Annotated in this window: 20 protein-coding genes and 1 other RNA gene; 17 read left to right on the top strand and 4 right to left on the bottom strand. The window is 64.0% G+C overall.

The window, feature by feature from the left end; all coding sequences use genetic code 11:
• Positions 1-244 precede the first annotated feature (244 nt).
• Positions 245-1624: a serine hydrolase domain-containing protein gene (locus tag ACWGS8_RS09040; protein WP_454580593.1), complete on the top strand. Its 1380-nt coding sequence runs from the start codon at positions 245-247 to the stop codon at positions 1622-1624.
• 55 nt (positions 1625-1679) lie between these two features.
• Here the strand turns inward: ACWGS8_RS09040 and ACWGS8_RS09035 are convergent, their stop codons facing one another.
• Genes ACWGS8_RS09035 through ACWGS8_RS09025 form a run of 3 tightly spaced genes read right to left on the bottom strand, consistent with a single transcriptional unit; the run spans position 1680 to position 7380 of the window.
• A complete protein-coding gene (locus ACWGS8_RS09035; RefSeq protein ID WP_454580592.1) occupies positions 1680-2420 on the bottom strand; it encodes a class I SAM-dependent methyltransferase in 741 nt (246 codons plus the stop codon).
• Positions 2417-3715, bottom strand: coding sequence for a DUF3419 family protein (locus ACWGS8_RS09030; RefSeq protein ID WP_454580591.1), 1299 nt, complete (start codon positions 3713-3715; stop codon positions 2417-2419). Before ACWGS8_RS09030 ends, ACWGS8_RS09035 begins: the two co-directional genes overlap by 4 nt.
• Positions 3716-3747: 32 nt before the next feature.
• The gene (locus tag ACWGS8_RS09025; RefSeq protein ID WP_454580590.1) at positions 3748-7380 is read right to left on the bottom strand and encodes a hydantoinase B/oxoprolinase family protein; all 3633 of its coding nucleotides are present in this window, start codon (positions 7378-7380) and stop codon (positions 3748-3750) included.
• A 178-nt stretch (positions 7381-7558) separates the two neighbouring features.
• Here ACWGS8_RS09025 and ACWGS8_RS09020 point away from each other — a divergent pair, with 178 nt between their 5' ends.
• The 7 genes from ACWGS8_RS09020 to ACWGS8_RS08990 all read left to right on the top strand — a co-directional run bounded on the left by ACWGS8_RS09020 (position 7559) and on the right by ACWGS8_RS08990 (position 11513).
• Positions 7559-7771 (top strand): hypothetical protein, encoded by a 213-nt coding sequence (locus tag ACWGS8_RS09020; RefSeq protein ID WP_454580589.1) that lies wholly within the window; start codon positions 7559-7561, stop codon positions 7769-7771.
• Positions 7772-7905: 134 nt separating this feature from the next.
• Entirely contained in the window at positions 7906-8625 is a 720-nt protein-coding gene (locus ACWGS8_RS09015; protein WP_454580588.1) for a TerB family tellurite resistance protein, read from the top strand.
• A complete protein-coding gene (locus ACWGS8_RS09010; RefSeq protein WP_454580587.1) occupies positions 8622-9377 on the top strand; it encodes a peptidoglycan recognition protein family protein in 756 nt (251 codons plus the stop codon). The genes ACWGS8_RS09015 and ACWGS8_RS09010 overlap by 4 nt, the downstream gene beginning before the upstream one ends.
• 210 nt (positions 9378-9587) lie before the next feature.
• Positions 9588-10295: a lytic transglycosylase domain-containing protein gene (locus tag ACWGS8_RS09005; protein ID WP_454580586.1), complete on the top strand. Its 708-nt coding sequence runs from the start codon at positions 9588-9590 to the stop codon at positions 10293-10295.
• Positions 10296-10372: 77 nt separating this feature from the next.
• Positions 10373-10771: RNase P RNA component class A (rnpB, locus tag ACWGS8_RS09000), an RNA gene on the top strand.
• A 168-nt stretch (positions 10772-10939) separates the two neighbouring features.
• Complete coding sequence (locus ACWGS8_RS08995; protein WP_454580585.1) at positions 10940-11215, top strand: type II toxin-antitoxin system ParD family antitoxin; 276 nt, start codon at positions 10940-10942, stop codon at positions 11213-11215.
• Positions 11163-11513: a type II toxin-antitoxin system RelE/ParE family toxin gene (locus ACWGS8_RS08990; protein WP_454580584.1), complete on the top strand. Its 351-nt coding sequence runs from the start codon at positions 11163-11165 to the stop codon at positions 11511-11513. The genes ACWGS8_RS08995 and ACWGS8_RS08990 overlap by 53 nt, the downstream gene beginning before the upstream one ends.
• Before the next feature lie 8 nt (positions 11514-11521).
• On the opposite strand, the gene ACWGS8_RS08985 is transcribed toward ACWGS8_RS08990, so the two are convergent.
• Complete coding sequence (locus tag ACWGS8_RS08985; RefSeq protein WP_454580583.1) at positions 11522-12637, bottom strand: cystathionine gamma-lyase; 1116 nt, start codon at positions 12635-12637, stop codon at positions 11522-11524.
• A gap of 408 nt (positions 12638-13045) precedes the next feature.
• On the opposite strand from ACWGS8_RS08985, the gene mraZ reads away from it, so the two are divergent.
• From mraZ to ftsW, 9 genes are read left to right on the top strand one after another with little or no spacing between them, the layout of a single operon-like run.
• Positions 13046-13504: a division/cell wall cluster transcriptional repressor MraZ gene (mraZ, locus tag ACWGS8_RS08980; RefSeq protein WP_454580582.1), complete on the top strand. Its 459-nt coding sequence runs from the start codon at positions 13046-13048 to the stop codon at positions 13502-13504.
• Positions 13501-14517, top strand: coding sequence for a 16S rRNA (cytosine(1402)-N(4))-methyltransferase RsmH (gene rsmH, locus ACWGS8_RS08975; RefSeq protein ID WP_454580581.1), 1017 nt, complete (start codon positions 13501-13503; stop codon positions 14515-14517). Before mraZ ends, rsmH begins: the two co-directional genes overlap by 4 nt.
• Before the next feature lie 4 nt (positions 14518-14521).
• Positions 14522-14917: a cell division protein FtsL gene (gene ftsL / locus ACWGS8_RS08970; protein ID WP_095787739.1), complete on the top strand. Its 396-nt coding sequence runs from the start codon at positions 14522-14524 to the stop codon at positions 14915-14917.
• Entirely contained in the window at positions 14914-16623 is a 1710-nt protein-coding gene (locus ACWGS8_RS08965) for a peptidoglycan D,D-transpeptidase FtsI family protein (RefSeq protein ID WP_454580580.1), read from the top strand. The genes ftsL and ACWGS8_RS08965 overlap by 4 nt, the downstream gene beginning before the upstream one ends.
• Before the next feature lie 54 nt (positions 16624-16677).
• Positions 16678-18132, top strand: coding sequence for a UDP-N-acetylmuramoyl-L-alanyl-D-glutamate--2,6-diaminopimelate ligase (locus ACWGS8_RS08960; RefSeq protein ID WP_454580579.1), 1455 nt, complete (start codon positions 16678-16680; stop codon positions 18130-18132).
• Entirely contained in the window at positions 18129-19562 is a 1434-nt protein-coding gene (locus ACWGS8_RS08955; protein WP_454580578.1) for a UDP-N-acetylmuramoylalanyl-D-glutamyl-2,6-diaminopimelate--D-alanyl-D-alanine ligase, read from the top strand. Before ACWGS8_RS08960 ends, ACWGS8_RS08955 begins: the two co-directional genes overlap by 4 nt.
• A 17-nt stretch (positions 19563-19579) precedes the next feature.
• Positions 19580-20662, top strand: coding sequence for a phospho-N-acetylmuramoyl-pentapeptide-transferase (gene mraY / locus ACWGS8_RS08950; protein WP_454580577.1), 1083 nt, complete (start codon positions 19580-19582; stop codon positions 20660-20662).
• An 11-nt stretch (positions 20663-20673) separates the two neighbouring features.
• Positions 20674-22074, top strand: coding sequence for a UDP-N-acetylmuramoyl-L-alanine--D-glutamate ligase (murD, locus tag ACWGS8_RS08945; RefSeq protein WP_454580576.1), 1401 nt, complete (start codon positions 20674-20676; stop codon positions 22072-22074).
• Positions 22074-23225 (top strand): putative lipid II flippase FtsW, encoded by a 1152-nt coding sequence (gene ftsW, locus ACWGS8_RS08940; protein ID WP_096447443.1) that lies wholly within the window; start codon positions 22074-22076, stop codon positions 23223-23225. The genes murD and ftsW overlap by 1 nt, the downstream gene beginning before the upstream one ends.

Below are 23225 nucleotides of genomic sequence, written 5' to 3'. Positions count from 1 at the left end.
AACCGATGGCCGACGATTGGTCGAGCCCCCTCCAGGCGATCGCCCCACAGCATCGCCCAGCATATCCCTTTTCGTGCATGTCGTTGTCCCAAAACCGCTGCGCGGTTTGGGCGACATGCATCCATGTGATCGCCGATCATGGTTGATAATCCGTTGACGGCGCTCGACAAGAGCCCTGATTTTGCGGAAGCAATGGCGGCAATTCGATGACATAAGGGGCGGGCGAAGGCCCGGGAGGCAACAGATGCGGATTGTCGTCAAAATCGTCAAATGGCTGCTTGGCCTGATCGTGCTGGCGGTCGCCGCGCTGTTTGTCTGGCTCTACATCGCGCCGCCCGAACTGATCCGCGTCGGTTCCGGCTATTCGGCCAAGATCGTCTGCTCCAACGTCTTCATCGCCGGGCGCGACGCCAATGAGGTGCTTGCCGTCGATGTGCAGGCGCCAGGCCACCCGCTGCTGCGGCTGATGCGGGTCTCGGTCGACAAGAACCGGGGAACGGTTTCGGCGGGCCTGCTGGGCTTCCTCGGCAAGAGCGAGGCGGTTTCCCGCGATGGGCTGGGCTGCGCCTCGATTCCCGACGGCGATGTCGGCAAGGCACGGCGCACAGCCGTCCATGTCGAGCCTTCGGCAACCAGCCAGAATACGCTGTGGCCCGAGGGCGAGCGGGTCGAGGCATCGCAGGATCCGGTGATTGCCAAGCTGCTCGACGACGCGGCGCTGACCGGCACAGGCATGCGCGCGGTGGTCGTGGTCAAGAACGGCCGCGTCATTGCCGAACGCTATGGCGACGGCTTTTCCGCCAAGACGCCGCTGCTCGGCTGGTCGATGACCAAGACGGTGAACGCCGCCATCGTCGGCACGCTGGTCAAGGACGGCAAGATGGCCATCGACAACAAGGGCCTGTTCGCGCCGTGGAAGGCCGACGGCCGCGCCGCCATCAGCCTTGCCGACATGATGGCGATGTCGAGCGGGCTGGAGTTCAACGAGGATTATGGCGACGTCGCCGATGTCACGCGCATGCTCTATCTCGAACCCGACATGGCGGGCTTTGCCGAATCAAAGCCGCTGGCGGGCGAGGTCGGCAAGGTGTTCTCCTATTCGAGCGGCACGGCGGTGATGCTGTCGCGGCTCTGGCAGGACGCGATCGGCGACAAGGCCAAGGCGCTGACATGGCCGCGCACGGCTCTGTTCGAGCCGCTCGGCATGCACAGCGCGGTGCTCGAAACCGACGAGCAGGGCACCTTCGTCGGCTCGTCCTATCTCTATGCCACGGCGCATGACTGGGCTCGCTTCGGCCAGTTCCTGCTGCAAGGCGGGGTGTGGAACGGCAACCAGGTGCTGCCGGCCGGCTTCGTAGATTGGATGCGCGAACCGGCGCCCGCCTCGAAAGTCTACGGCAAGGGCCAGCTGTGGATCGAGGCGCCGGGTGATGAGGAGAACCCTGGTGCCGGCGTCGCGGCCGGCCTGCCCAAGGACACCTACTGGATGGAGGGGCATGACGGACAGACGGTCGCCATCATTCCCTCGGAGCAACTGGTGATCGTGCGGCTGGGGCTGACGCCAGCCAAAGTCGGCTATCGCCCGCAGACGATGGTAGGTGCGCTGGTGAAGGCGCTGCACTAGCTCCCTTTACCTCCCCTTGATGGGAAGGGTCGGCGCGCAGCGCCGGGGTGGGTGCCTAGCGCGTCACTCCCACCCGCGCCTTCGGCGCGACCTCCCCAATCGAGGGGGAGGTGAGCTTGCGCGGCCCAATCACGCAAAGCCACGCATAGCCGCGATAAAGCGTTCTGAATCGGAACGTTGCGCCGGTTCGCCGAGATTCCGATTCCAGAACTTCGCGCAGCGATTCACGCGGCGTGACGTGGAATTTCTTGAGCCAGCCGCGCAGCAAAGTACGGAACCAGCCCGGCAGGCCTTCCTGCTGGCCGAAATCGACGATGTGCAGCGAGCCGTTGGGGGATAGTGCGGCGAGTGCCGCCGACACCGTCTTTTCCCAGCCTGGGATCATCGACAGCGAATAGGAGACGAAGACGCGGTCGAAGTGCTTGATACCGTAAAGTGCCGCGGGGTCGAAATCGGTGGCGTCGCCTCGTGCCAGCGTGACGCGGCTGGACAGGCCTTCGCGGTCGATCGCCTTGCCGGCCGTCTCCAGCATCTCGGCCGAGATGTCGAGGCCGAAGAAGCGGGCATCGGGATGGCGGCGCGCTGCCAGGATGATGTTGCGGCCGGTGCCGCAGCCGAGTTCCAGCACGGTGCCGCCTTGCGGCACCTCAAGCCCATCGATCAGCCGGTCGCGGCCGAGCAGATAGTATTTGCGGGTCAGGTCGTAGATGTGGCGCTGCCAGCGGTAGACGCCGTCCATCAGTTCGGCATGGTTGGCCTTGAATTCGGGGTTGGCCGGCAGCTCGGTCGTGCTCATGCGGCGCGCTTCACATAGAGGTGGAAGCCGCCATAGATGGCCGAGCGGTCGCGGGCCGAGAATTCGCGCGAGGCCTCGTCCTGATAGTCCCACTGGTCGAGCAGCGAGGTCGACACGCGGCCCGGCAGCAGGCTGGGCTCGGCGGCGGTGCGGAAAATGACGCGGGCGCCAGCCGACGCGGTGCGGCTGATTTCCGACCACAGCGCGTTGAGCTGGTCATCGGTCATCCAGTCCTGCGCGTCGAGCAGGATGAAGCGGTCGACGGTGCCCGCATCCTTGCCGGCGAGGAACTCGATGAGATTGGCATGGTGGATGGCGACGCGGTCGACATTGCCGCGGATGGTTTCGTAGTTCTGCTTTTCCAGATAGGCGGGCAGGGCGGCCTCACCTGGATTTGGATAGCGGCGGGCAAAGGCCTGCCAAGCGAAATAATTGTTTTCCAGGGGAAAATCGCAGGCGAGCTTTTCCAACCGGGCCTTCAGAACGCTGGCCATTGTGCCGTCGCCTGATGTGATCAGGGAATCGTACTGCGCCGGCGGAATACCGAGGCCGAACAGCGAAGCTTTGCGCGAGGTCGCCCATTTCAAGAGCTTCCTGTCGAAGACCGGCGCCAGTTCCTCGTTGAAGAAGCGGCGCTGCTCGCCGATGTTCCTGGCTTCCATCATGCGGGCCGGATTGACCCCGAAGAATTTCGCCGTGCGATGGCCCATGGCGATGAACAGGCCGAGCAGGCCGGTCTGGTAGAAATTGCGGTCGAAAACACCGATGCGACGGCGACCACGCCAGTTGCGGCGTTCCCAATAGTGGCGGCTGACCGGATCGAGATGCGGCGCGATGAAACGGTCGTAGGCTTGCGAATTGTGGCTGGTGTCGGCGGCGCCGAAGAAGCGGAAGAGGTCGCCCTGCGAGGGCAGGTGGCGCACCGCCTCCAGCTTCATGCGGTTCAACGCGATGTGGGCGGCGTTGAGGTCGACGGCGTCGATCCGTGCCGGCGATCGGGTCAGATAGGCCAGGATGTTGCAGCCGCCGGAAGCAATTGTGACGATGCGATGGCCCTGACCAAGCTGCATGGCCTCCATGTCGACATCGGGGTCTTCCCAGATCTGCGGATAGACGAGGCCGGAAAACAGGAAGGCGAACAGCCGCTCGGAGATGCCGGCTTTGGAAAGGGCGCGGTTCTGGTAGACGGCCTTTCCAACTTCCTTGCCGCGGCGAAAAACCAGATCCGAGGAGACGTCCGTCATGGCAAAGTGATTCCCCATTTGCTTTGGCGCAAGCGGGTAGCGCAGCGTCATGACAGGCCGGTGACAGCCTGTTGACGTGTTCTTTACAGCTTGCCAAACCCGCCCGGCGTCGGCGTCGTTAGGATCACCGCATCACCGGCGTCGAGTACGGTCTGGTCGCAGGCCTTCAGCATCTCGATCACGCCATCCTTGCGGCGGATCTTGGTCGAGCCGACCTTGCCGTCGCCGCCACCGTCCAGCCCCTGCGGCGGGCGGTCGCGGTGCGAGGACAGGATCGCGCATTCCATCTTCTCGAGGAAGCGGATGCTGCGTTTGGTGCCGTCGCCGGCGCTCCATTTGCCCTTGCCGCCGGATCCCTGGCGGATGTGGAAATCCTCCAGCACCACGGGAAAGCGCAGTTCCAGCACTTCGGGATCGGTGAGGCGCGAATTGGTCATGTGGGTGTGCACGCCCGAGGTGCCGGCAAAGCCGCGGCCGGAGTTCATGTGGCCGGCCGGCGAGCCGGAGCAGATCGTTTCGTAATACTGGTACTTCTTGTTGCCGAAGGTCAGGTTGTTCATCGTGCCCTGCGCATTGGCCATGGCGCCCATGGCGCCGAACAGCGCGTTGGTGACATGCTGCGAAGTCTCGACATTGCCGGCGACCACGGCGGCGGGGTAGGCGGGCTTCAGCATGCAGCCGTCGGGAATGACGATGTTGATGGGCCTGAGGCACCCGGCATTCATCGGGATCATGTCCTCGACCATGACGCGGAAGGCGTACAGCACCGCGGCGCGGGCCACCGGCTCCGGCGCGTTGAAATTGTTCTTCATGACTGGCGACGTGCCGGTGAAGTCGACCGTCGCCTCGCGCTTTTGCCGGTCGACCGATATCTTCACCTTGATCACCTGGCCGGTATCGGTGGGATATTCATAGGCCGATGTGTCGGGCAACCGCTCGATCACCCGCCGCACGCTCTCGGCCGCATTGTCCTGGACATGGCCCATATAGGCCTCGACGACATCGAGGCCGAAATGCGCGACCATCTTGCGCAGTTCGGCGACGCCTTTCTCATTGGCGGCGATCTGCGCCTTGAGGTCGGCAATGTTCTGGTGCGGGTTGCGGGCCGGGTAACGGTGGTCGGTGAGCAGCGAATGCAGCTCCTTTTCGCGGAATCTTCCGCGGTCGACGATGCGTAAATTATCGAACAGCACGCCTTCCTCGTCGACCGTGGTGGCGAGCGGCGTCATCGAGCCGGGGGCGGTGCCGCCTATATCGGCGTGGTGGCCGCGCGAGGCGACGTAGAACAGGATCTCTTTCTGGGTGTCGTCGAAGACCGGCGTCACCACGGTGATATCAGGCAGATGCGTGCCGCCATTGTAGGGGGCGTTCAAGGCAAAGACGTCGCCTGGGTGGATGTCGCCGGAGTTCAGCCGGATGATGGTTTCGACGGAGCGGTCCATGGAGCCGAGGTGCACCGGCATGTGCGGCGCGTTGGCGACCAGCGCCCCGGTGTGGTCGAAGACGGCGCAGGAAAAATCCAGTCTTTCCTTGATGTTGACGGAATAGGCGGTGTTCTGCAGCGTGACACCCATCTGCTCGGCGATCGACATGAACAGGTTGTTGAAGACTTCGAGCATCACCGGATCGGCGTCGGTGCCGAGGGCGGCGGCGCGGGCTTTCCTTGCCGTGCGGCGGATCACGACATGGTTGAGGTTGGTGATTTCGGCCTGCCAGCCTGGCTCGACGACAATGGTCTGGTTCGGTTCGATGATGAGTGCGGGGCCTGTGACCAGATTGGATGGGCGCAGGTTCTCGCGACGATGGATCCCGGCTTCATGCCACCGGCCTTCGGTGTAGATGCGCCGCGTTCCGGAAGCGCCGGCTTCAACCCGTGCGGGTCCTGCGGGCGCATAGGCTTCGGCGCTGCTCTCGCCGATTTCGCTGCCCTCGACGCCGACCGTCTCGACGATCATCGGCTTGTCGTCATAGACGAAGCCGAATTGCGCCTTGTGGGCGATTTCGAAGTCGCGCTTTGCCTGGAAAATCGAGTCGCTTTCGAAATTCACCGGCAGCGTCGTGTCTGTGCCGTCATAGCGGATGTGCAGCACGGGCTTGGCGGCCACCGCGTCCTCGGCGATGCCTTGCACCGCCAATTCGGCGATCACGGCCTTTTTCAAGGTAGCGATGAGGGCGGCGATCTCGGTTCGGGACTCCTCGGCAAGCGGCTTGAGCAATGCCTGCTGGCGCGAGGCAAAGACCGACGCCAGGCCGATGCCATAGGCCGAAAGCAGGCCGGAAAAGGGGTGGATCAGCACCGCTTCCATGCCGAGCGCATCGGCGACCAGGCATGCGTGCTGGCCGCCGGCGCCGCCGAAGCAGTTGAGCAGATATTCGGTGACATCGTAGCCGCGCTGCACGGAAATCTTTTTGATGGCGTTGGCCATGTTCTCGACGGCGATGGTGACGAAGCCCTCGGCAACCGCTTCCGGCGAGCGGCCGTCACCGATCTGGTCGGCCAGTGACGTGAATCTTGCCCGCACGGTCTCGACGTCGAGCGGCTGGTCCTGGCCGGGGCCGAAGATCGCCGGGAAGAAATCGGGCTGCAATTTGCCGAGCATCACATTGGCGTCGGTGACGGCCAGCGGGCCGCCGCGCCGGTAGGCGGCGGGGCCGGGATTGGCGCCCGCTGAGTCCGGTCCGGCGCGAAAACGGCCGGCCTCGTAATGCAGGACCGAACCGCCGCCGGCGGCGACGGTGTGGATGCGCATCATCGGCGCGCGCACGCGCACGCCGGCGACTTCGGTGTCGAAGGCGCGCTCGTACTCGCCATCGTAATGGGCAACGTCGGTGGAGGTGCCGCCCATGTCGAAGCCGATGACCTTATCGAAGCCGGCTAGTTTGGCCGTCTCGACCATGCCGACGACGCCGCCGGCGGGACCCGACAACAGCGCGTCCTTGCCCTGGAACATGTCGGCGGCGGTGAGGCCGCCCGACGACATCATGAACATCAGGCGAGGGGACTGGTCGCTCTCTCCCGCCGCGCCCAGCTCTCCCGCCACCCTTTGCACATAGCGCGACAGGATGGGCGACAGATAAGCGTCGACCACGGCGGTGTCGCCGCGGCCGACCAGCTTGATCAGCGGCGAGACCTCATGGCTGACCGAGATTTGGGCGAAACCGATTCTGCGGCAGACCTTCGCTACCGCCTTCTCGTGATCCGGGTATTTCCAGGCATGCATGAAGACGATTGCGACAGCGTCGATGCCGTCTGCCTTGGCCTGCTCGATCGCCGCCCGGCAAGCCGCGATGTCGAGCAGCCGTTCGACGCTGCCATCGGCGAGCACGCGCTCGTCGATCTCGATGACGCGCTCATAGAGCTGCTCGGGAAGGATGATCTCCTTGGCGAAGATGTCGGGCCGCGCCTGGTAGGCGATTCTCAGCGCATCGCGAAACCCCTTTGTGATGAGCAGGAGCACGCGGTCGCCCTTGCGCTCCAGAAGCGCGTTGGTGGCGACCGTGGTCCCCATCTTGATATCGCCAATCACACCGGACGGGACCGCTGCGCCGGGTTCCAGGCCGAGCAGGTCGCGGATGCCCTGGATGGCGGCATCGGCATAGGCTTCGGGGTTCTCCGAAAGCAGCTTGCGCGGATGCAGCCCCCCTTTCGGGTCACGGCCGATGACATCGGTGAAGGTGCCGCCGCGATCGATCCAGAAATCCCACTTCGCGGCCATGGCTGTCTCCGATATTTTTCGTTTTCAGCCTTCGTTGTTAATGCGCCAAGGCGCCGGCAGCAACGCATCCCGTTGATGTTACACGCGGAAACGCAACGTTACGAAACTCATGGCTGCGTCGCGCATTTCCTCTTCGACCGTTCACCGCAACGTGAGCGTGTGTCGAAGGAGAGATGTTATGAAAAAGCTTATTCTGGCTTCCGTGTCCGCCTTGGTCCTGCTGGGCGTCGCGGCCTGCAGCGACAGCGGCAAGGGCACTGACAACACCACCACGCAGAGCACCAATCCGCCGGCCGCGGAGCAGCCGATGAAGCCTGCGGCTCCGGCCGATAAGTCGACCAAGCCTGCCGAGCCGGCTCCGGCAACGCCTGCTCCTGCGCCCGCGCAGTAGTTTGTAAGCTGTAAAGCGTGTCTTGGGAGGAAGGCCGGCTTCATGCCGGCCTTTTCTCGCCTGTCGGGGTGGCTGTCGTTCACAAGCCCGTTATTGGCTTGATAGCATGGACCGGTTCGCTCTAAGAAGCGGCCATGTCGATTTGGGACCGCCTCGGCGACTTCATCACACGGGTATCGTCTTCAGCCTCGTCGGGCGTTGCCGATGTCGTGGAGGCCGTGCGCACGGTTTTTTCCGGCGATGCGGACCTGCGCCGCCGTGTCGCCTTCTCGGTGGCCATGATCGCGCTCTCGGCCAAGATGGCCAAGGCCGACGGCATTGTCACCCAGGATGAGGTGCGTGCCTTCCAGGAAATATTCGAAGTGCCGCCGAAGGAGACGCGCAACGTCGCGCGACTGTTCGATCTCGCCCAGCGCGACGTGGCTGGTTTCGAAACCTATGCCGAGCGCATGGCACAATTGTGCGGTTCCGGGCATTCCAATTGCGTGATGCTGGAAGACATACTCGATGGCCTGTTCCACATCGCCAAGGCCGATGGGCTGGTGCATGAACGCGAGGGCATCTTCCTGCACCGTATCGCCGAGATCTTCCGCATCGACGAGGCGCATTACGAGTCGATCCTGGCCCGGCACGTCAATCTTGGCGCCGGCGACCCCTATCTCGTGCTCGGCATCGAGCGCGGCAAGCCGTTCGAGGAGGTCAGGAAGCGGTACCGCAAGCTGGTCTCCGACAACCATCCCGACCGGCTGATCGCGCGCGGCCTGCCGCAGGAATTCATCAAGATCGCCACGACCAGGGTCGCGGCGATCAATGCCGCCTATGAGATGATCGAGCGGGGCCTGCGGCACGTATGAGCGGCTTCCTGCCCGACGAGCCGAGCGCCGAGGTCAGGGTGTCGCCGAATTTCGGCCCAAGGCGCGATGCGCTGAAACCCGACATGATCGTGCTGCACTATACCGGCATGGCGACCGGGGCCGGAGCGGAAGCGTGGCTGTGCGATCCGGAGAGCGAGGTTTCATCGCACTATCTCGTCCATGAGAATGGCCACATCGTGCAGATGGTCCGCGAAAGCGACCGCGCCTGGCACGCCGGCAAGAGCTCCTGGTTCGGACGCACCGATATCAATTCCTGCTCGGTGGGCATCGAGATCGTCAATCCTGGCCATTCGCTGGGCTATCCCGGGTTTCCCCGGCGCCAGATCGAGGCGGTGATCGGCCTGTGCAAGGGAATTGCCGCGCGGCATGCGGTCCCCGCCATGCGGGTGCTGGCGCATTCCGACGTGGCGCCGGGCCGCAAGATCGATCCGGGCGAGAAGTTCCCGTGGGCCGCCCTGTTCACGGCCGGCGTCGGCCATCTGGTGCCGGCCGCACCCATCAGGCGCGGAGCCGTATTGATGCCCGGCGACCACGGTGCCGATGTCGAGGCGCTGCAGTCTATGCTGGCGCTCTATGGCTATGGCGTTGAGATATCAGGCATTTTCGACCATCAGACCCAAATTGTCGTCGAGGCCTTCCAACGGCATTTCCGGCCGCGTCTGGTCGACGGGCTGGCCGATGGCTCGACCATGCGCACGCTACAGAAGTTGCTTGCCTCCGTGAGAGGCTAACGCGAGGGCAAGGCGTTGCCCAAGTAATCTTTTCGCCTGTCAGGTTACAAACTGTCACTCAAAGTGACTTGCCCCGCCTTCATTGACGCCAATTCGGGCCTCAAAGGGCAATTCGTACAGTTTGTCGGACCTCTAGCCCCCGGATGTTCCGATATTATTCAAGCCACGCCGCGCGAAAATCTTCGCGTGGTCCAGACAGAATAGGATCACATGCAGAAATTGACCGTTGTAACGGCAGCTCTTGCTGCCGGCGTAATGACTTTTGCCTTTAGCGCGGCTGACGCCGCGCCGGTAAGCCCACGGGCCGATCAGGGGCTCGTCGCGGTGACCGCCAAGGGCAAGGCCATTTCAGCCAAAAGCAGCAGGACCCTGAAGGCAACGGCGAAGCGCGCTTCCGCCAAGGTGGAAAAAGCCAGCTGGACCAAGGCGAAGAAATCCTCCGCCAAAAGGCAGACGAAGCGTGGCCGCAAGACCGTCGACATGACAACAACGGCATCGATCGGTCTCAGGAACGTCGCAGCGTCGACGGCGGCCGTGGCCAGCAGCGGCCAGTACTCGGCGATCGTCGCCCGCTATGCTGCAAGCTACGGCGTTCCGGTGTCGCTGGCCAACGCCGTCATCACGATCGAGAGCAACTATCGGCCGAACATGGTCGGCAGCGCCGGCGAGATCGGCCTGATGCAGATCAAGCCGGCGACGGCGCGGATGATGGGCTACAACGGTTCGGCCAAGGGGCTGTTCGATCCCGACACCAACATCAAATACGGCATGAAGTATCTCGCCTTGGCGCAGAACCTTGGCGGTGGCACGACCTGTGGCACGATCCTGAAATACAATGCCGGCCATGCCGCGACGCGGATGAACCCGATCTCGGCCGCCTATTGCAGCAAGGTCAAGGTTCAGATGGCCGCCCTTTGATTGCAAGTTGCGAGAGCCGGCGGACAAGCCGGCTTTTTCATTTGCGTTTTCCCGGCTGAACCCCTTTATACGCCTTGCCAGCTGGCTGGGCGGCCGCACTCGCAAACGCCGAAAGGCCGCGAGTGAGGAAAGTCCGGGCTCCATGGAGACACGGTGCCGGTTAATGGCCGGCGGGGGCGACCCCAGGGAAAGTGCCACAGAAAGCAAACCGCCACGACTTTGTCGGGGTAAGGGTGAAAGGGTGGGGTAAGAGCCCACCGCGCGACTGGCAACAGGAGCGGCACGGTAAACCCCACCGGGAGCAAAACCGAATAGGGGCGGTGCGAGGGGAAACCCTCGAGGGCTGTTTCCGGCTCACCGTCCGGGTAGGTTGCGTGAGGCGCATGGCAACATGCGCCCAAGATGAATGGCCGCCACGTTCTCGTCCCGCAAGGGCGAGGGCCATACAGAACCCGGCTTACAGGCCAGCTGGCAGTTTTCGCCCTCGAAGAGAAATCCTTTGAGATCAGCAGGTTGCGCCCTCGGGCGCGCCTGTCGATTCTAGTCTTTTCACCTGTTCGCCTGCAAGAACCAGGCTCGACCGTCACTTGAAGCTGGTGCGATTAAATCGTACCATAATCCGAGAACGGCACCAGGAGCCTATCATGGGACAGGTCGACAAGCGCAGCATCACGCTGTCGCCGGAACTGGCGCAAGCGGTGGACGACGTGGTCGCCGCCGGCGAATATGCCTCGGCGAGCGAGGTCATCCGCGATGCGCTGCGGCAATGGAAGGACCGTCGCGATCTCTTCGGCTATACGATCGAGGAGTTGCGTAGGCTGGTGCAGGAGGGGATCGACAGCGGCCCGGGACGATTTGCATCGATGAATGAAATCAACGCCGAGGCACGGAGACGCTTGCGATCTGACGACGCGGCATGAATTCCTGCCCATCGTCCGGAACGCACGCGCGGAAGATGGTCTGATCTCGATCTGCCTTCATATTGCGCGCGACAACGAGGCCGCAGCCGATCGGCTGCCCGACCGCTTCGAGGCGCGGTGGCAGCAACTGGCTTCCTTTCCCTCCTCAGGCGCGCCACGTGACGACATCGCGCCCGGCATCTGTCATCTGGTCGTCGGCGAGTATCTCACTCTGTATCGCCTCACTGACGACGCGATCGAAATTCTTCGCGTGCTGCACGGCCATCGCGACATCGAGGCCGAAGACCTCGGTTCGTGACCAGTCCGTCAGCCGCTGATCCTGTCCAGCGACATCTCGATCGCCTTCCAGAGTTCTTCCACCGGTTCGCAGCCGACCGACAGGCGTATAAAACCTGGCGGCACCGCATCGCCTCGCTTCGAGCGTCGTTCGGCCGAGGTGTGGACGCCGCCGAACGAGGTCGCGGCCTCTATCAATGGGCAATTGTCGATGAAATCCTCGGCCTTGTCCTCCGAGGCGAGTTCGAACGAGATGAGGAAGCCGAAGCGCTCCATCTGGGCGCGGGCAAGGTTGTGCGACGGGTCGCCATTGAGGCCGGGAAAACGCAGGCCACGCACCGCGCGATGCCCCTTCAGCCGTTGCGCGATCGTTTCGGCCGACGAGCACATGCGGTCGAAGCGCACCTCCAGTGTTTCGAGGCCGCGATGCACCAACCAGGCCTCGAACGGTCCCGGAATGCCGCCGGCCATTGCGCGCCAGTCCGTCACCTTGGTGACGATGTCGGCGTCGCGGCTGGCGACATGGCCGAACAGCACGTCGGAGTGGCCGTTGACCGCCTTGGTGTCGGCGGAGACGACGATGTCAGCACCGAAGTCGAGCGGGCGCTGGCCGAATGGCGTCATCGTCGTGTTGTCGACGACAAGGACCCCGCCTTGTTCGTGGGCAGCCTTGGCGATCGCCGAGATGTCGCAGATGTCCAGCCGCGGGTTGGACGGGGTTTCCACGAAGACCAGCGAATAGCCTTTGAGACCGCCGTCAAGGAAGGTCGGCGTCGGCCTTGTGTCGCAAACTATGCCGAGCGGCTTCAGGAAGCGTTCGGCCATCGCGCGCGTGGCATGGTAACCGTCCGCCGGCAGGAGCACGCGATCGCCGGATTTGAGGAGCGCGAAAAACACGGCCGAAATCGCGCCCATTCCGGAGGGAAAACTCACGCATTGGGCGTCTTCCAGATGGCCGAGCACATGTTCCACGGCGCGCCAGGTCGGGTTGTCGTAGCGGCCATATTGATCGACCCCGGTCTCGACGCCCGGTGTGTGGAAGATCGAAGCCATGGTCAACGGCAAGGGGATCGGGTCGCCGCTGGCGAAGTCGCGGCTGCGCAAATGGGAAAGTTCGGCGGCGCGTGACTTTGCCGTCTCGGACATGAGCTCGATCCTTGTTTTTTGGGCGGAAGACGTCGCTCGACGCTATGCGGGCGGGTGATCGGCGGCAAGCCACCTCTTTTTGGGCCAGAGGGCTCTAAACCCTTCGTTAGGCTTAATGATCCATAAAGGCGAGACGTGCCGTAACGGCTGCTCGGATTGGTCGCGATGCGCGTGTTTGTGAAGCCTATTCCCGTTGACGCCCATAGTGCCCCATGATATCCCATCGAGACATCAAAGCCTTCGTTCCGTGTCAAGGTAAAGCGTACGCCAATCGGGCAGCCGCGGCGGCTGCGCGTTTGCCGGTTTTTGCCCGTGCGAGCGAGGCTGATACGGGGCAGGGAACGCGCAGCGGCGGCGCGGACGAGACGATGAAGAGGGGTGCGGCGGCGCAAGCGGCTGTAACGTTTAATGGACCGGTTTCTGTCGAACACGGTGAGCAGGATCGATGCGAAGGGGCGGGTGTCCGTCCCGGCGCATTTCCGCGCCGTCGTGCAGAAGCGCGGCTATTCGGAACTCTACGCACTGCGCTGCCTGGACCTGCCGGCGATGGATGTTGGCGGGCTCGACCTGCTCGATCGTTACGAGCAGCGCATCGCCAAGGAAGATCCCTTCCTGCAGACGGCGGACGACATGTCGTTCTTCTGCCATGGCGATGGAGCGTTCTTGAAACTCGACCAGGACGGCCGCATCACGATGAGCGATTTCATTCGCGAGCATACCGGCATCTCGGCGGAGGTGGCCTTTGTCGGGCGCGGCAATTTCTTTCAGATCTGGGAGCCGGGACGGCTTGCTGCCTATGGGGCGCAGGCGCGGGCCAGGCTTTTGCAGCTTCGGCAGGGGACGAAGCCTGGGGAGCGACCGGAATGACGGTGGGCCACGGCGATGACGTCCACGCCGTTGGCGGATCGGTCCGCCACATTCCGGTCCTCCTTGGCGAAGTGCTCGAGGCACTGGCGCCGGCGGAGCGCGGCATCATCATCGACGGCACGTTCGGCGCCGGCGGCTACACCAGGGCCATTCTGGCGACCGGCGCCTCCGTCGTGGCGATCGACCGCGATCCCGACGCCATCGCCGCCGGGCGCGATCTCGAGGCGCAGTCGGGCGGCAGGCTGAGGCTGGTGCAGGCGCCGTTCTCGACGCTGGACGAGCATGTCGAAAGCGCCGACGGCGTCGTGCTCGACATTGGCGTGTCCTCCATGCAGCTCGACCAGGCCGAACGCGGCTTTTCCTTCCGTTTCGACGGGCCGCTCGACATGCGCATGGCGCAGGCGGGGCTGAGCGCCGCCGATGTCGTCAACAGTTTCAAGCCGGGCGACCTTGCCCGCATCTTCGGCTTCCTCGGCGAGGAGCGCCATGCCGGCCGCATCGCCCGCATGATCGAGGCGCGCCGCGAAAAGAAGCCATTCGAGCGCACGCTGGAACTGGCCGACGCCATCGAGACGCATATCGGCCGCGCGCCCAAGGACAAGATCCATCCGGCGACCCGCGTCTTCCAGGCGCTGCGCATCTTCGTCAACGATGAACTCGGCGAACTGGCCAAGGCGCTGTTCGCGGCAGAACGCGCATTGAAGCCCGGCGGGCGGCTCGTCGTGGTGACGTTCCATTCGCTGGAAGACCGCATCGTCAAGCGCTTCATCGCCGACCGCGCCGACGTCGCCACCGGCTCACGTCATCTGCCCGAGGCGCATGCGCGCACCGCGACCTTCCGCAAGGCCGGCGGCGGCGTGACGGCGGGCGATGCCGAGGTCGCTGCCAATCCGCGCGCCCGCTCGGCCAGGTTGCGCGCGGCGACCCGCACCGAGGCGCCGGCGCGCGCCGGCGATTTTTCGATTTTCGGCCTTCCAAAGCTTCCCGGCATCGATCGGCCGGGGGAGAGGTAAGCACGTGTTCCGTACCAGCGACATTGTCCTGATCGCCGTCATGGTTTCGGCGGCGGCCCTGACCTACAAGACCAAGCGCGAGGCCGAGGACCAGTTGGCGGCGGTGCAGAAGATCCATAACCAGATACGCTATGAGGAGGAGACGATCGACCTGCTCAAGGCGGACTGGAGCCTGCTCACCCAGCCGTCGCGGCTGCAGAAGCTCGCAGAACTCTACAAGTCGCAGCTCGCACTCGAGCCGGTCAGCGCCCGCCAGATCGTCGGCCTGGGCGACCTGCCGGCCAAGGCCCTGGACATCCAGGACATTCTGAACGGACGCCAGGGCGGCATGGCCGACAATTCCGACAAGGCGCCCGCGGACGGCAAGGATCCCGTCGTGACCGGAGGCATCGCCCAATGATCGGCAAACTGCTGAAGCGTCGCGCCAGGACGGGTGAAGACAGATCGATCGTCGTCGAGGGTGCCCGCAAGGCGACCGGCGGCAAGGGCAAAGCGCGCATCGTGATGACGATGGCGGTGTTCTTCGGCATCTTCTCGATCATTTCAGGGCGGCTGGTCTATCTCGGTTTCCAGACGCCAGACCTGTCGGGCGGTCCGCAGAGCCGGGTGACGGCATCGCGGCCCGATATTGTCGACCGCAATGGCGAAGTGCTGGCGACCGACATCAAGACGGCGTCGCTGTTCGCCGAACCGCGCCGCATCGTCGATGCCGACGAGGCGATCGAGAAGCTGTCGACCGTGCTGCCGGAGATCGATTACGAGCAAACCTACCACAAGCTCAAGAGCGGCGCCGGCTTCGTCTGGCTGCAGAGGCAGCTGACGCCCAAGCAGCAGTCCGACATCATGCAACTCGGCATTCCCGGTTTCGGCTTCCGCACGGAGAAGCGCCGTTTCTATCCGAGCGGCGAAACCTCGTCCTACATTGTCGGCCTGACCAACATCGACAATCAGGGCATCTCCGGCATGGAGAAATATATCGACGAGCAGGGCCTGAGCGACCTGCAGGCGTCGGGCCTGGCGGTGGCCAAGGACCTGCAGCCGGTCAAACTTTCGATCGACCTGCGCGTCCAGCATGTGGTGCGCGACGAGATCGCCGCCGGCCTGGAGCGCTATCGTGCCATCGGTGCCGGCGCCGTCGTGCTCAACGTCAAGACCGGCGAAGTCATCGCCATGGCCTCGGTGCCGGATTTCGATCCGAACAATCCTTACAATGCACAGGAAAAGGACCGGCTGAACCGGATGTCGGCGGGCCTCTATGAGATGGGCTCGACCTTCAAGAGCTTCACCTCGGCCATGGCGCTCGATTCCGGCAAGGCGACGATGAACAGTCGTTTCGACGCTTCGCATCCGATCCGGGTCGGCCATCAGGCCATCCACGATTTCCACGGCAAGAACCGTGTGCTGTCGTTGCCGGAGGTGTTCCTCTATTCGTCCAACATCGGTTCGGCCAGGGAGGCCGAGCTGGTCGGCATCGAGGGGCACCGGGAATTCCTGCATCGCCTTGGCATCCTGGAAAGGATGCAGACCGAACTGCCGGAAGTCGCCCGCCCGACGGAACCAAAGGTCTGGAAACAGGTCAATTCGTTCACCATCGCCTTCGGCCATGGCGTGTCGACGACGCCGCTCCAGGCGGCTGTCGGCTGCGCGGCGCTGATGAATGGCGGCTATCTGATGAATCCGACCTTCCTGGTACGCACGCAGCAGGAGGCGATGGCGATTGCCAAGAAAGTCGTCAACGAAAAGACGGTCGAGGGCATGCGCTACCTCTATTCGCTCAATGCCGAGAAGGGCTCGGCCAGAAATGCCAGAGTCCCCGGCTACCGCGTTGGCGGCAAGACCGGAACGGCTGAGAAGGTCATCAACGGCCGCTACTCCAAAGACTTGAATTTCAATACCTTTGTCGCCGCCTTCCCGATAGATGATCCGCAATATCTGGTGTTCACGATCGCCGATGCGCCGCACCCGGAAAAGCCCGGGATGACCGACGTCGCGGCCGCGAATGCGGGGGTCATGGCGGGTAATATCATCAGGCGGTCGGCAGCCATGCTTGGCGTGAAACCAGATTTCAGCCATGAAAATGGTGCAACGTTGGTTTCCTATGAGTGATTCTTAGGGCGCGCCGGCGACTGCGCGCTATTTTATTGCGGTGAACGGAACTCGATGAAGCTCAGAGATCTAGCCGGTGTCCTGCCAGTCGAAGGAACAGCTTCCGCCGATCTGGAGGTTACCGGGATTTCGTCCGATTCCCGCCAGGTAAAACCGGGCGTCGTCTTTTTTGCGCTCGCCGGCACCAAGGCGGACGGTGCGGCCTACGCTGCCGACGCGGCCAGGCGCGGCGCGCTGGCAATTGTGGCAGGCAAGGGCAGTTCCATCGCCGGACTGCCGGTTCCGGTGCTGGCGGTCGATGATCCGCGCCTGGCGTTGGCACTGAGTGCTGCCCGCTATTTCAGCAAGCAGCCGCGGACCATGGTCGCGGTAACCGGCACCAGCGGCAAGACCTCGGTCGCCGCCTTCACGAGGCAAATCTGGGAGCAGGCGGGCTATGCCGCGGCTTCGATCGGCACCACCGGCGTGGTGGCGCCAGGCCGCAACGAGTATGGCTCGCTGACCACGCCTGATCCGGTGGCGCTGCACCAATTGCTGCGGGAATTGGCCGATGCCGGCGTCACCCACGCTTCGATGGAAGCCTCCAGCCATGGGCTCGACCAGCGCCGTCTCGACGGCGTGAAGCTCGCCGCCGGCGGCTTCACCAATCTTGGCCGCGACCACATGGATTACCATCCGACGGTCGAGGATTATCATCGCGCCAAACTGCGCCTGTTCGATACGCTGCTGCCGAAAGGCGCGCCGGCGGTCATTTTCGCTGACGATCCGTGGTCGGCGCCGACCATCCAGGCGGCACAGGCTGCCGGGCTCAATGTGCTGATGGTTGGCCGCCATGGCGATTTCCTCACGCTGAAGCGGGTCGAGCACGAACGCCATCGCCAACGCGCCGAGGTCGAGGCCGAGGGCGTGCTTTACGAAATCGACCTGCCGCTGGCCGGCGATTTCCAGATATCGAACGCGCTGGTCTCGGCGGGACTTGCCATTTCCACAGGAACACCTATCGCCAAGGCGTTGGCCGCATTGGGAAAATTGAAGGGCGCGCCGGGCCGGCTCGACCTCGTCGGCACGACCGCCAGCGGCGCGCCGGTCTATGTCGACTATGCCCACAAGCCGGATGCGCTGGAAAATGTGCTGGCTTCGGTGCGCCCGTTCACCACCGGTCGCGTGATGGTCGTGTTCGGCTGCGGCGGCGACCGCGACCGGGGCAAAAGGCCGATCATGGGCGAGATCGCGACCCGGCTTGCCGATGTCGTCATCGTCACCGACGACAATCCGCGCTCCGAAGTGCCCGAGACGATCCGCGCTGCCATTCTGGCCGCTGCCCCGGGCGCCATCGAGATCGGCGACCGGCGCAAGGCGATCCACGAGGCTGTCGGCATGCTTCATGCCGGCGACACGCTGATCGTCGCCGGCAAGGGGCACGAGGAAGGCCAGACGATCGGCTCCGAGACCCTGCATTTCTCCGACCACGAGGAAGTCCGCGCGGCGCTGCGGGAGCGTGCGGCATGAGCCTCCTGTGGACCTCGGAGGCGCTGGTTGCCGCCATGGACGGGCGGCCACTGGGTCCTATGCCCGAAGGCTTATCGGGCATTTCGATCGACAGCCGCAGCCTGCAGCCTGGTGATGCCTTCTTCGCTATCAAGGGCGAGACGATGGACGGCCACGACTTCGCCACCGCGGCCATCAAGGCCGGCGCGGGCGTGCTGGTGGTGGCGGAAGGCAAGCTGCCGTCGCTCGGCCGGCTGACGGCGCCGATCATCGTCGTCGAGGATGTGCTGGTCGCATTGGAAAAGCTCGGTGTCGCGGCGCGCGCCCGCTCCCAGGCCAAGATCATCGCCGTGACCGGTTCAGCCGGCAAGACCACGACCAAGGAAGCGCTACGCCATGGGCTGTCGGCGGTCGGCAAGGTGCATGCCTCGGCGCAGTCCTTCAACAACCATTGGGGTGTGCCGCTGACGCTGGCGCGCATGCCCGTCGATTGCGACTATGCCGTGTTCGAGATCGGCATGAACCATCCCGATGAGATCCGGCCTCTGGTGAAGATGGTGCGGCCGCATGTCGCCATCGTCACCATCATCGCGGCGGCGCATCTCGGCTTCTTTCGCAATCTCGACGAGATCGCCAAGGCCAAGGCCGAGATTTTCGAAGGGCTGGAGCCAAAAGGCGCGGCCGTCCTCAACCGCGACGACGCGCGCTATAAGCTGCTCGACAGGATGGCGCATGCCGCCGGCGTCGAGCATGTCTACGGCTTTGGCGAGAATGCGCGCTCGACCTTCAAGCTCACCAGATGCGAATTGCATGCCGACCATTCCGACATCGCCGCCCGGATCGGCGGCCGTGACATGATCGCCCGTATCGGCGCGCCCGGCCGCCACATGGTGCAGAACGTGCTGGCGGTGCTGGGCGCGGCGCAACTGGTCGGCGCCGATCTCGACAAAGTGGCACTGGCACTGGCCGATCTCTCCGCCGAGCGCGGCCGCGGCAAACGTCATGTACTGCGGCATCCACAAGGGTCGATCACGCTGATCGACGAGAGCTACAACGCCAATCCGGCCTCGATGGCGGCGGCGATGGCGCTGCTCAACGCGACGCCGGTGACGGGTGAGGGGCGCCGCATCGCAGTGCTCGGCGACATGCTGGAACTCGGCGACTATTCGGCCAAGCTGCATGCCGCCCTTGCCGATCTCATCGTCGGCACCGGCACGCAGACCGTGTTTCTCGGCGGCTCCGAAATGCGGGCCCTGGCGGAAGCGCTGCCGGGCGACATCAAGATGGAATATCGCGCCGGCGTCGAGGAATTGAAGCCGGTGCTGCTTGCCGCGCTGAAGCCGGGCGACGTGGTGATGATCAAATCGTCGAAGGGCATCGGTTTTGCAAAACTGGTCGATGCGCTGCTGGGCAAATACCCGGCTGAAACGACAACCAGCAAACTGACCTAGTCGGGGGACGAAAGCGCATGTTTACACTGCTGGTCGATTTCGCGGACAAGATCTCGGTCTTCAATGTCTTCCGCTACATCACGTTCCGCACCGGCGGGGCGCTGATCACTTCGGCGCTGATCGTCTTCATCTTCGGGCCGACCATCATCAATTCGCTGCGGCTACGCCAAGGCAAGGGCCAGCCGATCCGCGCCGACGGGCCGCAGACGCATTTCAAGAAGGCCGGCACGCCGACCATGGGCGGGCTGATGATCCTGTCCGGCATCATCGGCTCGTCGCTCCTATGGGCGAACCTGTCGAGCATCTATGTCTGGGTGGTGTTGCTGGTGACGCTGGGCTTCGGCTCGATCGGCTTCTATGACGACTATCTGAAGGTGACCAAGCAGTCGCATCTCGGCTTCTCCGGCAAGGCGCGGCTGGGGCTCGAATTCATCATCGCCGGCATCGCCGCCTGGGTGATCATGCGTAACGGCCAGGCGCCGTTCTCGTCGTCGCTGACATTTCCCTTCGCCAAGGAATTCATCATCAACCTCGGCTGGTTCTTCATCCCGTTCTCCTGCTTCGTCATTGTCGGCGCCGGCAATGCGGTGAACCTGACCGATGGTCTCGACGGTCTGGCGATCGTGCCGATCATGATCGCGGCGGCGTCCTTCGGCGTCATCGCATATCTCTCGGGCAATGCGGTGTTCGCCGAATATCTGCAGATCCATTTCGTTCCCGGCACCGGTGAACTGGCGGTCGTGCTCGGCGCCGTCATCGGCGCCGGCCTCGGCTTCCTCTGGTTCAACGCGCCGCCGGCGGCGATCTTCATGGGCGACACCGGTTCGCTGGCCATGGGCGGCCTGATCGGCACGGTCGCCGTCGCCACCAAGCACGAGATCGTGCTGGTCATTGTCGGCGGATTGTTTGTCGTGGAAATCCTGTCGGTCATCATCCAGGTCGGCTACTTCAAGATGACCGGCAAGCGCGTGTTCCTGATGGCGCCGATCCACCATCATTTCGAAAAGCTCGGCTGGACGGAAAGCCAGGTGGTGATCCGCTTCTGGATCATCGCCGTGATCCTGGCGCTGGTCGGCCTCTCCACCCTGAAGCTGAGATAGGAAGCCCTCCTTTGATCCCCGCCGCATCTTTCGCAGGCAAACACGTTTCGCTCTTCGGCCTAGGTGGCTCGGGGATCGCGACCGCGCGGGCATTGATCGAGGGTGGGGCGCAGGTACTTGCCTGGGACGACAATCCCGACAGCGTCGCCAAGGCAGCCGCCACCGGCATCGCAACCGCCGATCTGCGCGGCGCCGACTGGGCGAAATTCTCGGCCTTCGTGCTGTCGCCGGGCGTGCCGCTGACGCATCCTAAGCCGCATTGGACGGTTGAACTGGCGAAGGGCGCCGGTGTCGAGATCATCGGCGACATCGAGCTTTTCTGCCGTGAGCGGATTTTGCAGGCGCCGGCGGCGCCGTTCATCGCCATCACCGGCACCAACGGCAAGTCGACGACGACGGCGCTGACAGCGCATATCCTCAAATCGGCAGGCCGCGACACCCAGATGGGCGGCAATATAGGCCGCGCGGTGATGACGCTCGATCCGCCGAAGCCCGACCGCCACTACGTCGTTGAGTGTTCGTCCTACCAGATCGACCTCGCGCCCTCGATCAACCCGACGGCCGGCATCCTGCTCAACCTGACGCCGGACCATCTCGACCGCCACGGCACCATGCAACACTACGCCTCGATCAAGGAGCGGCTGGTGGCGGGCAGCGAGACGGCGATCATCGGCATCGACGATTCGTGGTGCGCGCAGATCGCCGAGCGGCTGGAGCGGGCCGGGCGGCAGGTCATTCGTATTTCCAAGCGGCTGCCGCTGACCGACGGCTATTTCGCCGACGGCACCAATCTGATGGAAGCCGTGCACGGCCGCTATAGCAAGGTCGCCTTCCTCGAAGGCATCGGTTCGCTGCGTGGCCAGCACAATGCGCAGAACGCGCTTGCCGCGGTCGCCGCTTGCCTGAAGGTCGGGCTCGACCTCGGCGAAATCCAGTCGGGGCTCGAAAGTTTTCCGGGCCTCGCGCACCGCATGGAGCAGGTCGGCCGCAAGGACCATGTCCTGTTCGTCAACGATTCCAAGGCGACCAATGCCGACGCGGCGGCGCCGGCGCTGTCGAGCTTTCCGCGCATCTACTGGATCGCCGGCGGCCTGCCCAAGGAAGGCGGCATCGAGCCGCTGCGCGGCTTCTTCCCGCGCATCGCCAAGGCCTATCTGATCGGCGAGGCCGCGCCCGCCTTTTCGGCGACGCTGGGCGAGGCGGTGCCTTACGAGATCTCGGGCACACTGGCCGCAGCGGTCGCGCACGCCGCGCATGATGCGGCCAGGGACCACAGCGGCGAGGTGGTGGTGCTGTTGTCGCCGGCCTGCGCCAGTTTCGACCAGTTCAAGAATTTCGAAGTTCGCGGCGAAGCCTTCAGGCAAGCTGCGAGCGCTATAGATGGTGTCAAACCCATCGGAGGGGCACGATAATGCAGAGCCGTCTCGATAAAAGTCCTGTCGCAACCTGGTGGTGGACGATCGATCGCTGGTTCCTGGCGGCGTTCCTGTCGCTGATGGGGCTCGGTATCGTCCTGTCCTTCGCCGCCAGTCCCGCGGTGGCCGAGCGCATCGGCCTCGACAGTTTCCACTTCGCCACCAGGCAGATCATCTTCACCGTGCCGGCACTCGGCGTGATGCTGGCCGTCTCCTTCCTCGATTCCCGGGAGATCCGGCGCATGTCGCTGATCATGCTGTGCCTGATGCTGGTGCTGATGGTGGCGGTGCTCTATGTCGGCGTCGAGGTGAAGGGCGCTCGGCGCTGGGTCTCGCTCGCCGGCCTGTCGATCCAGCCGTCGGAATTCCTGAAGCCGGCCTTTGTCATCATGTGCGCTTGGCTGTTCGCCGAGCACAAGCGCCAGCCCGACATTCCGGGCAATTTGTTCGCCATGCTGCTCCTGGTGCTGGTCGTGTCGCTGCTGGTGGCGCAGCCGGACCTCGGCCAAACCATGCTGACGACCGGCACTTGGGGCATCATGTTCTTCATGGCGGGACTGCCCTGGCTGTGGATCATCGTGCTGGGCGCTGCCGGCGTCGGCGGCGTCTTCGCTGCCTATACGGTGTTTCCGCACGTTGCCTTGCGCATCGACAAGTTCCTCACCGGTGAGGGCGATACGTTCCAGGTCGACATGGGACGCGATGCGCTGATCAATGGCGGCTGGTTCGGCGTCGGGCCGGGCGAGGGCACGGTCAAGCGGGTCATCCCCGACAGCCACGCCGACTTCGTCTTCTCGGTCGCTGGCGAGGAATTCGGGTTGATCATGTGTTTCTTCATCATGTCGATCTTCGCCTTCATCGTGCTGCGCGGCCTCAACACGGCGCTCAAGGAACATGACGACTTCACCCGCTATGCGGTCGGTGGCCTGGTCACCGTGTTCGGCCTGCAGGCCGTGATCAACATGTGCGTCAACCTGCAGCTGGTGCCAGCCAAGGGCATGACGCTGCCCTTCATCTCCTATGGCGGCTCCTCGCAGATCGCCATCGCCATTTCGATGGGCATGGTGCTGGCGCTGACCCGAAAGCGGCCGGAGAAGCGCAAGCAGATGGGTTTTGCGCTGCCGCAGCGCGCCTTGCCGGCGGAGTGA

This window comes from Mesorhizobium sp. 43Arga, from assembly GCF_053714255.1.
This window is presented reverse-complemented; position numbering and strand designations above follow the sequence as displayed.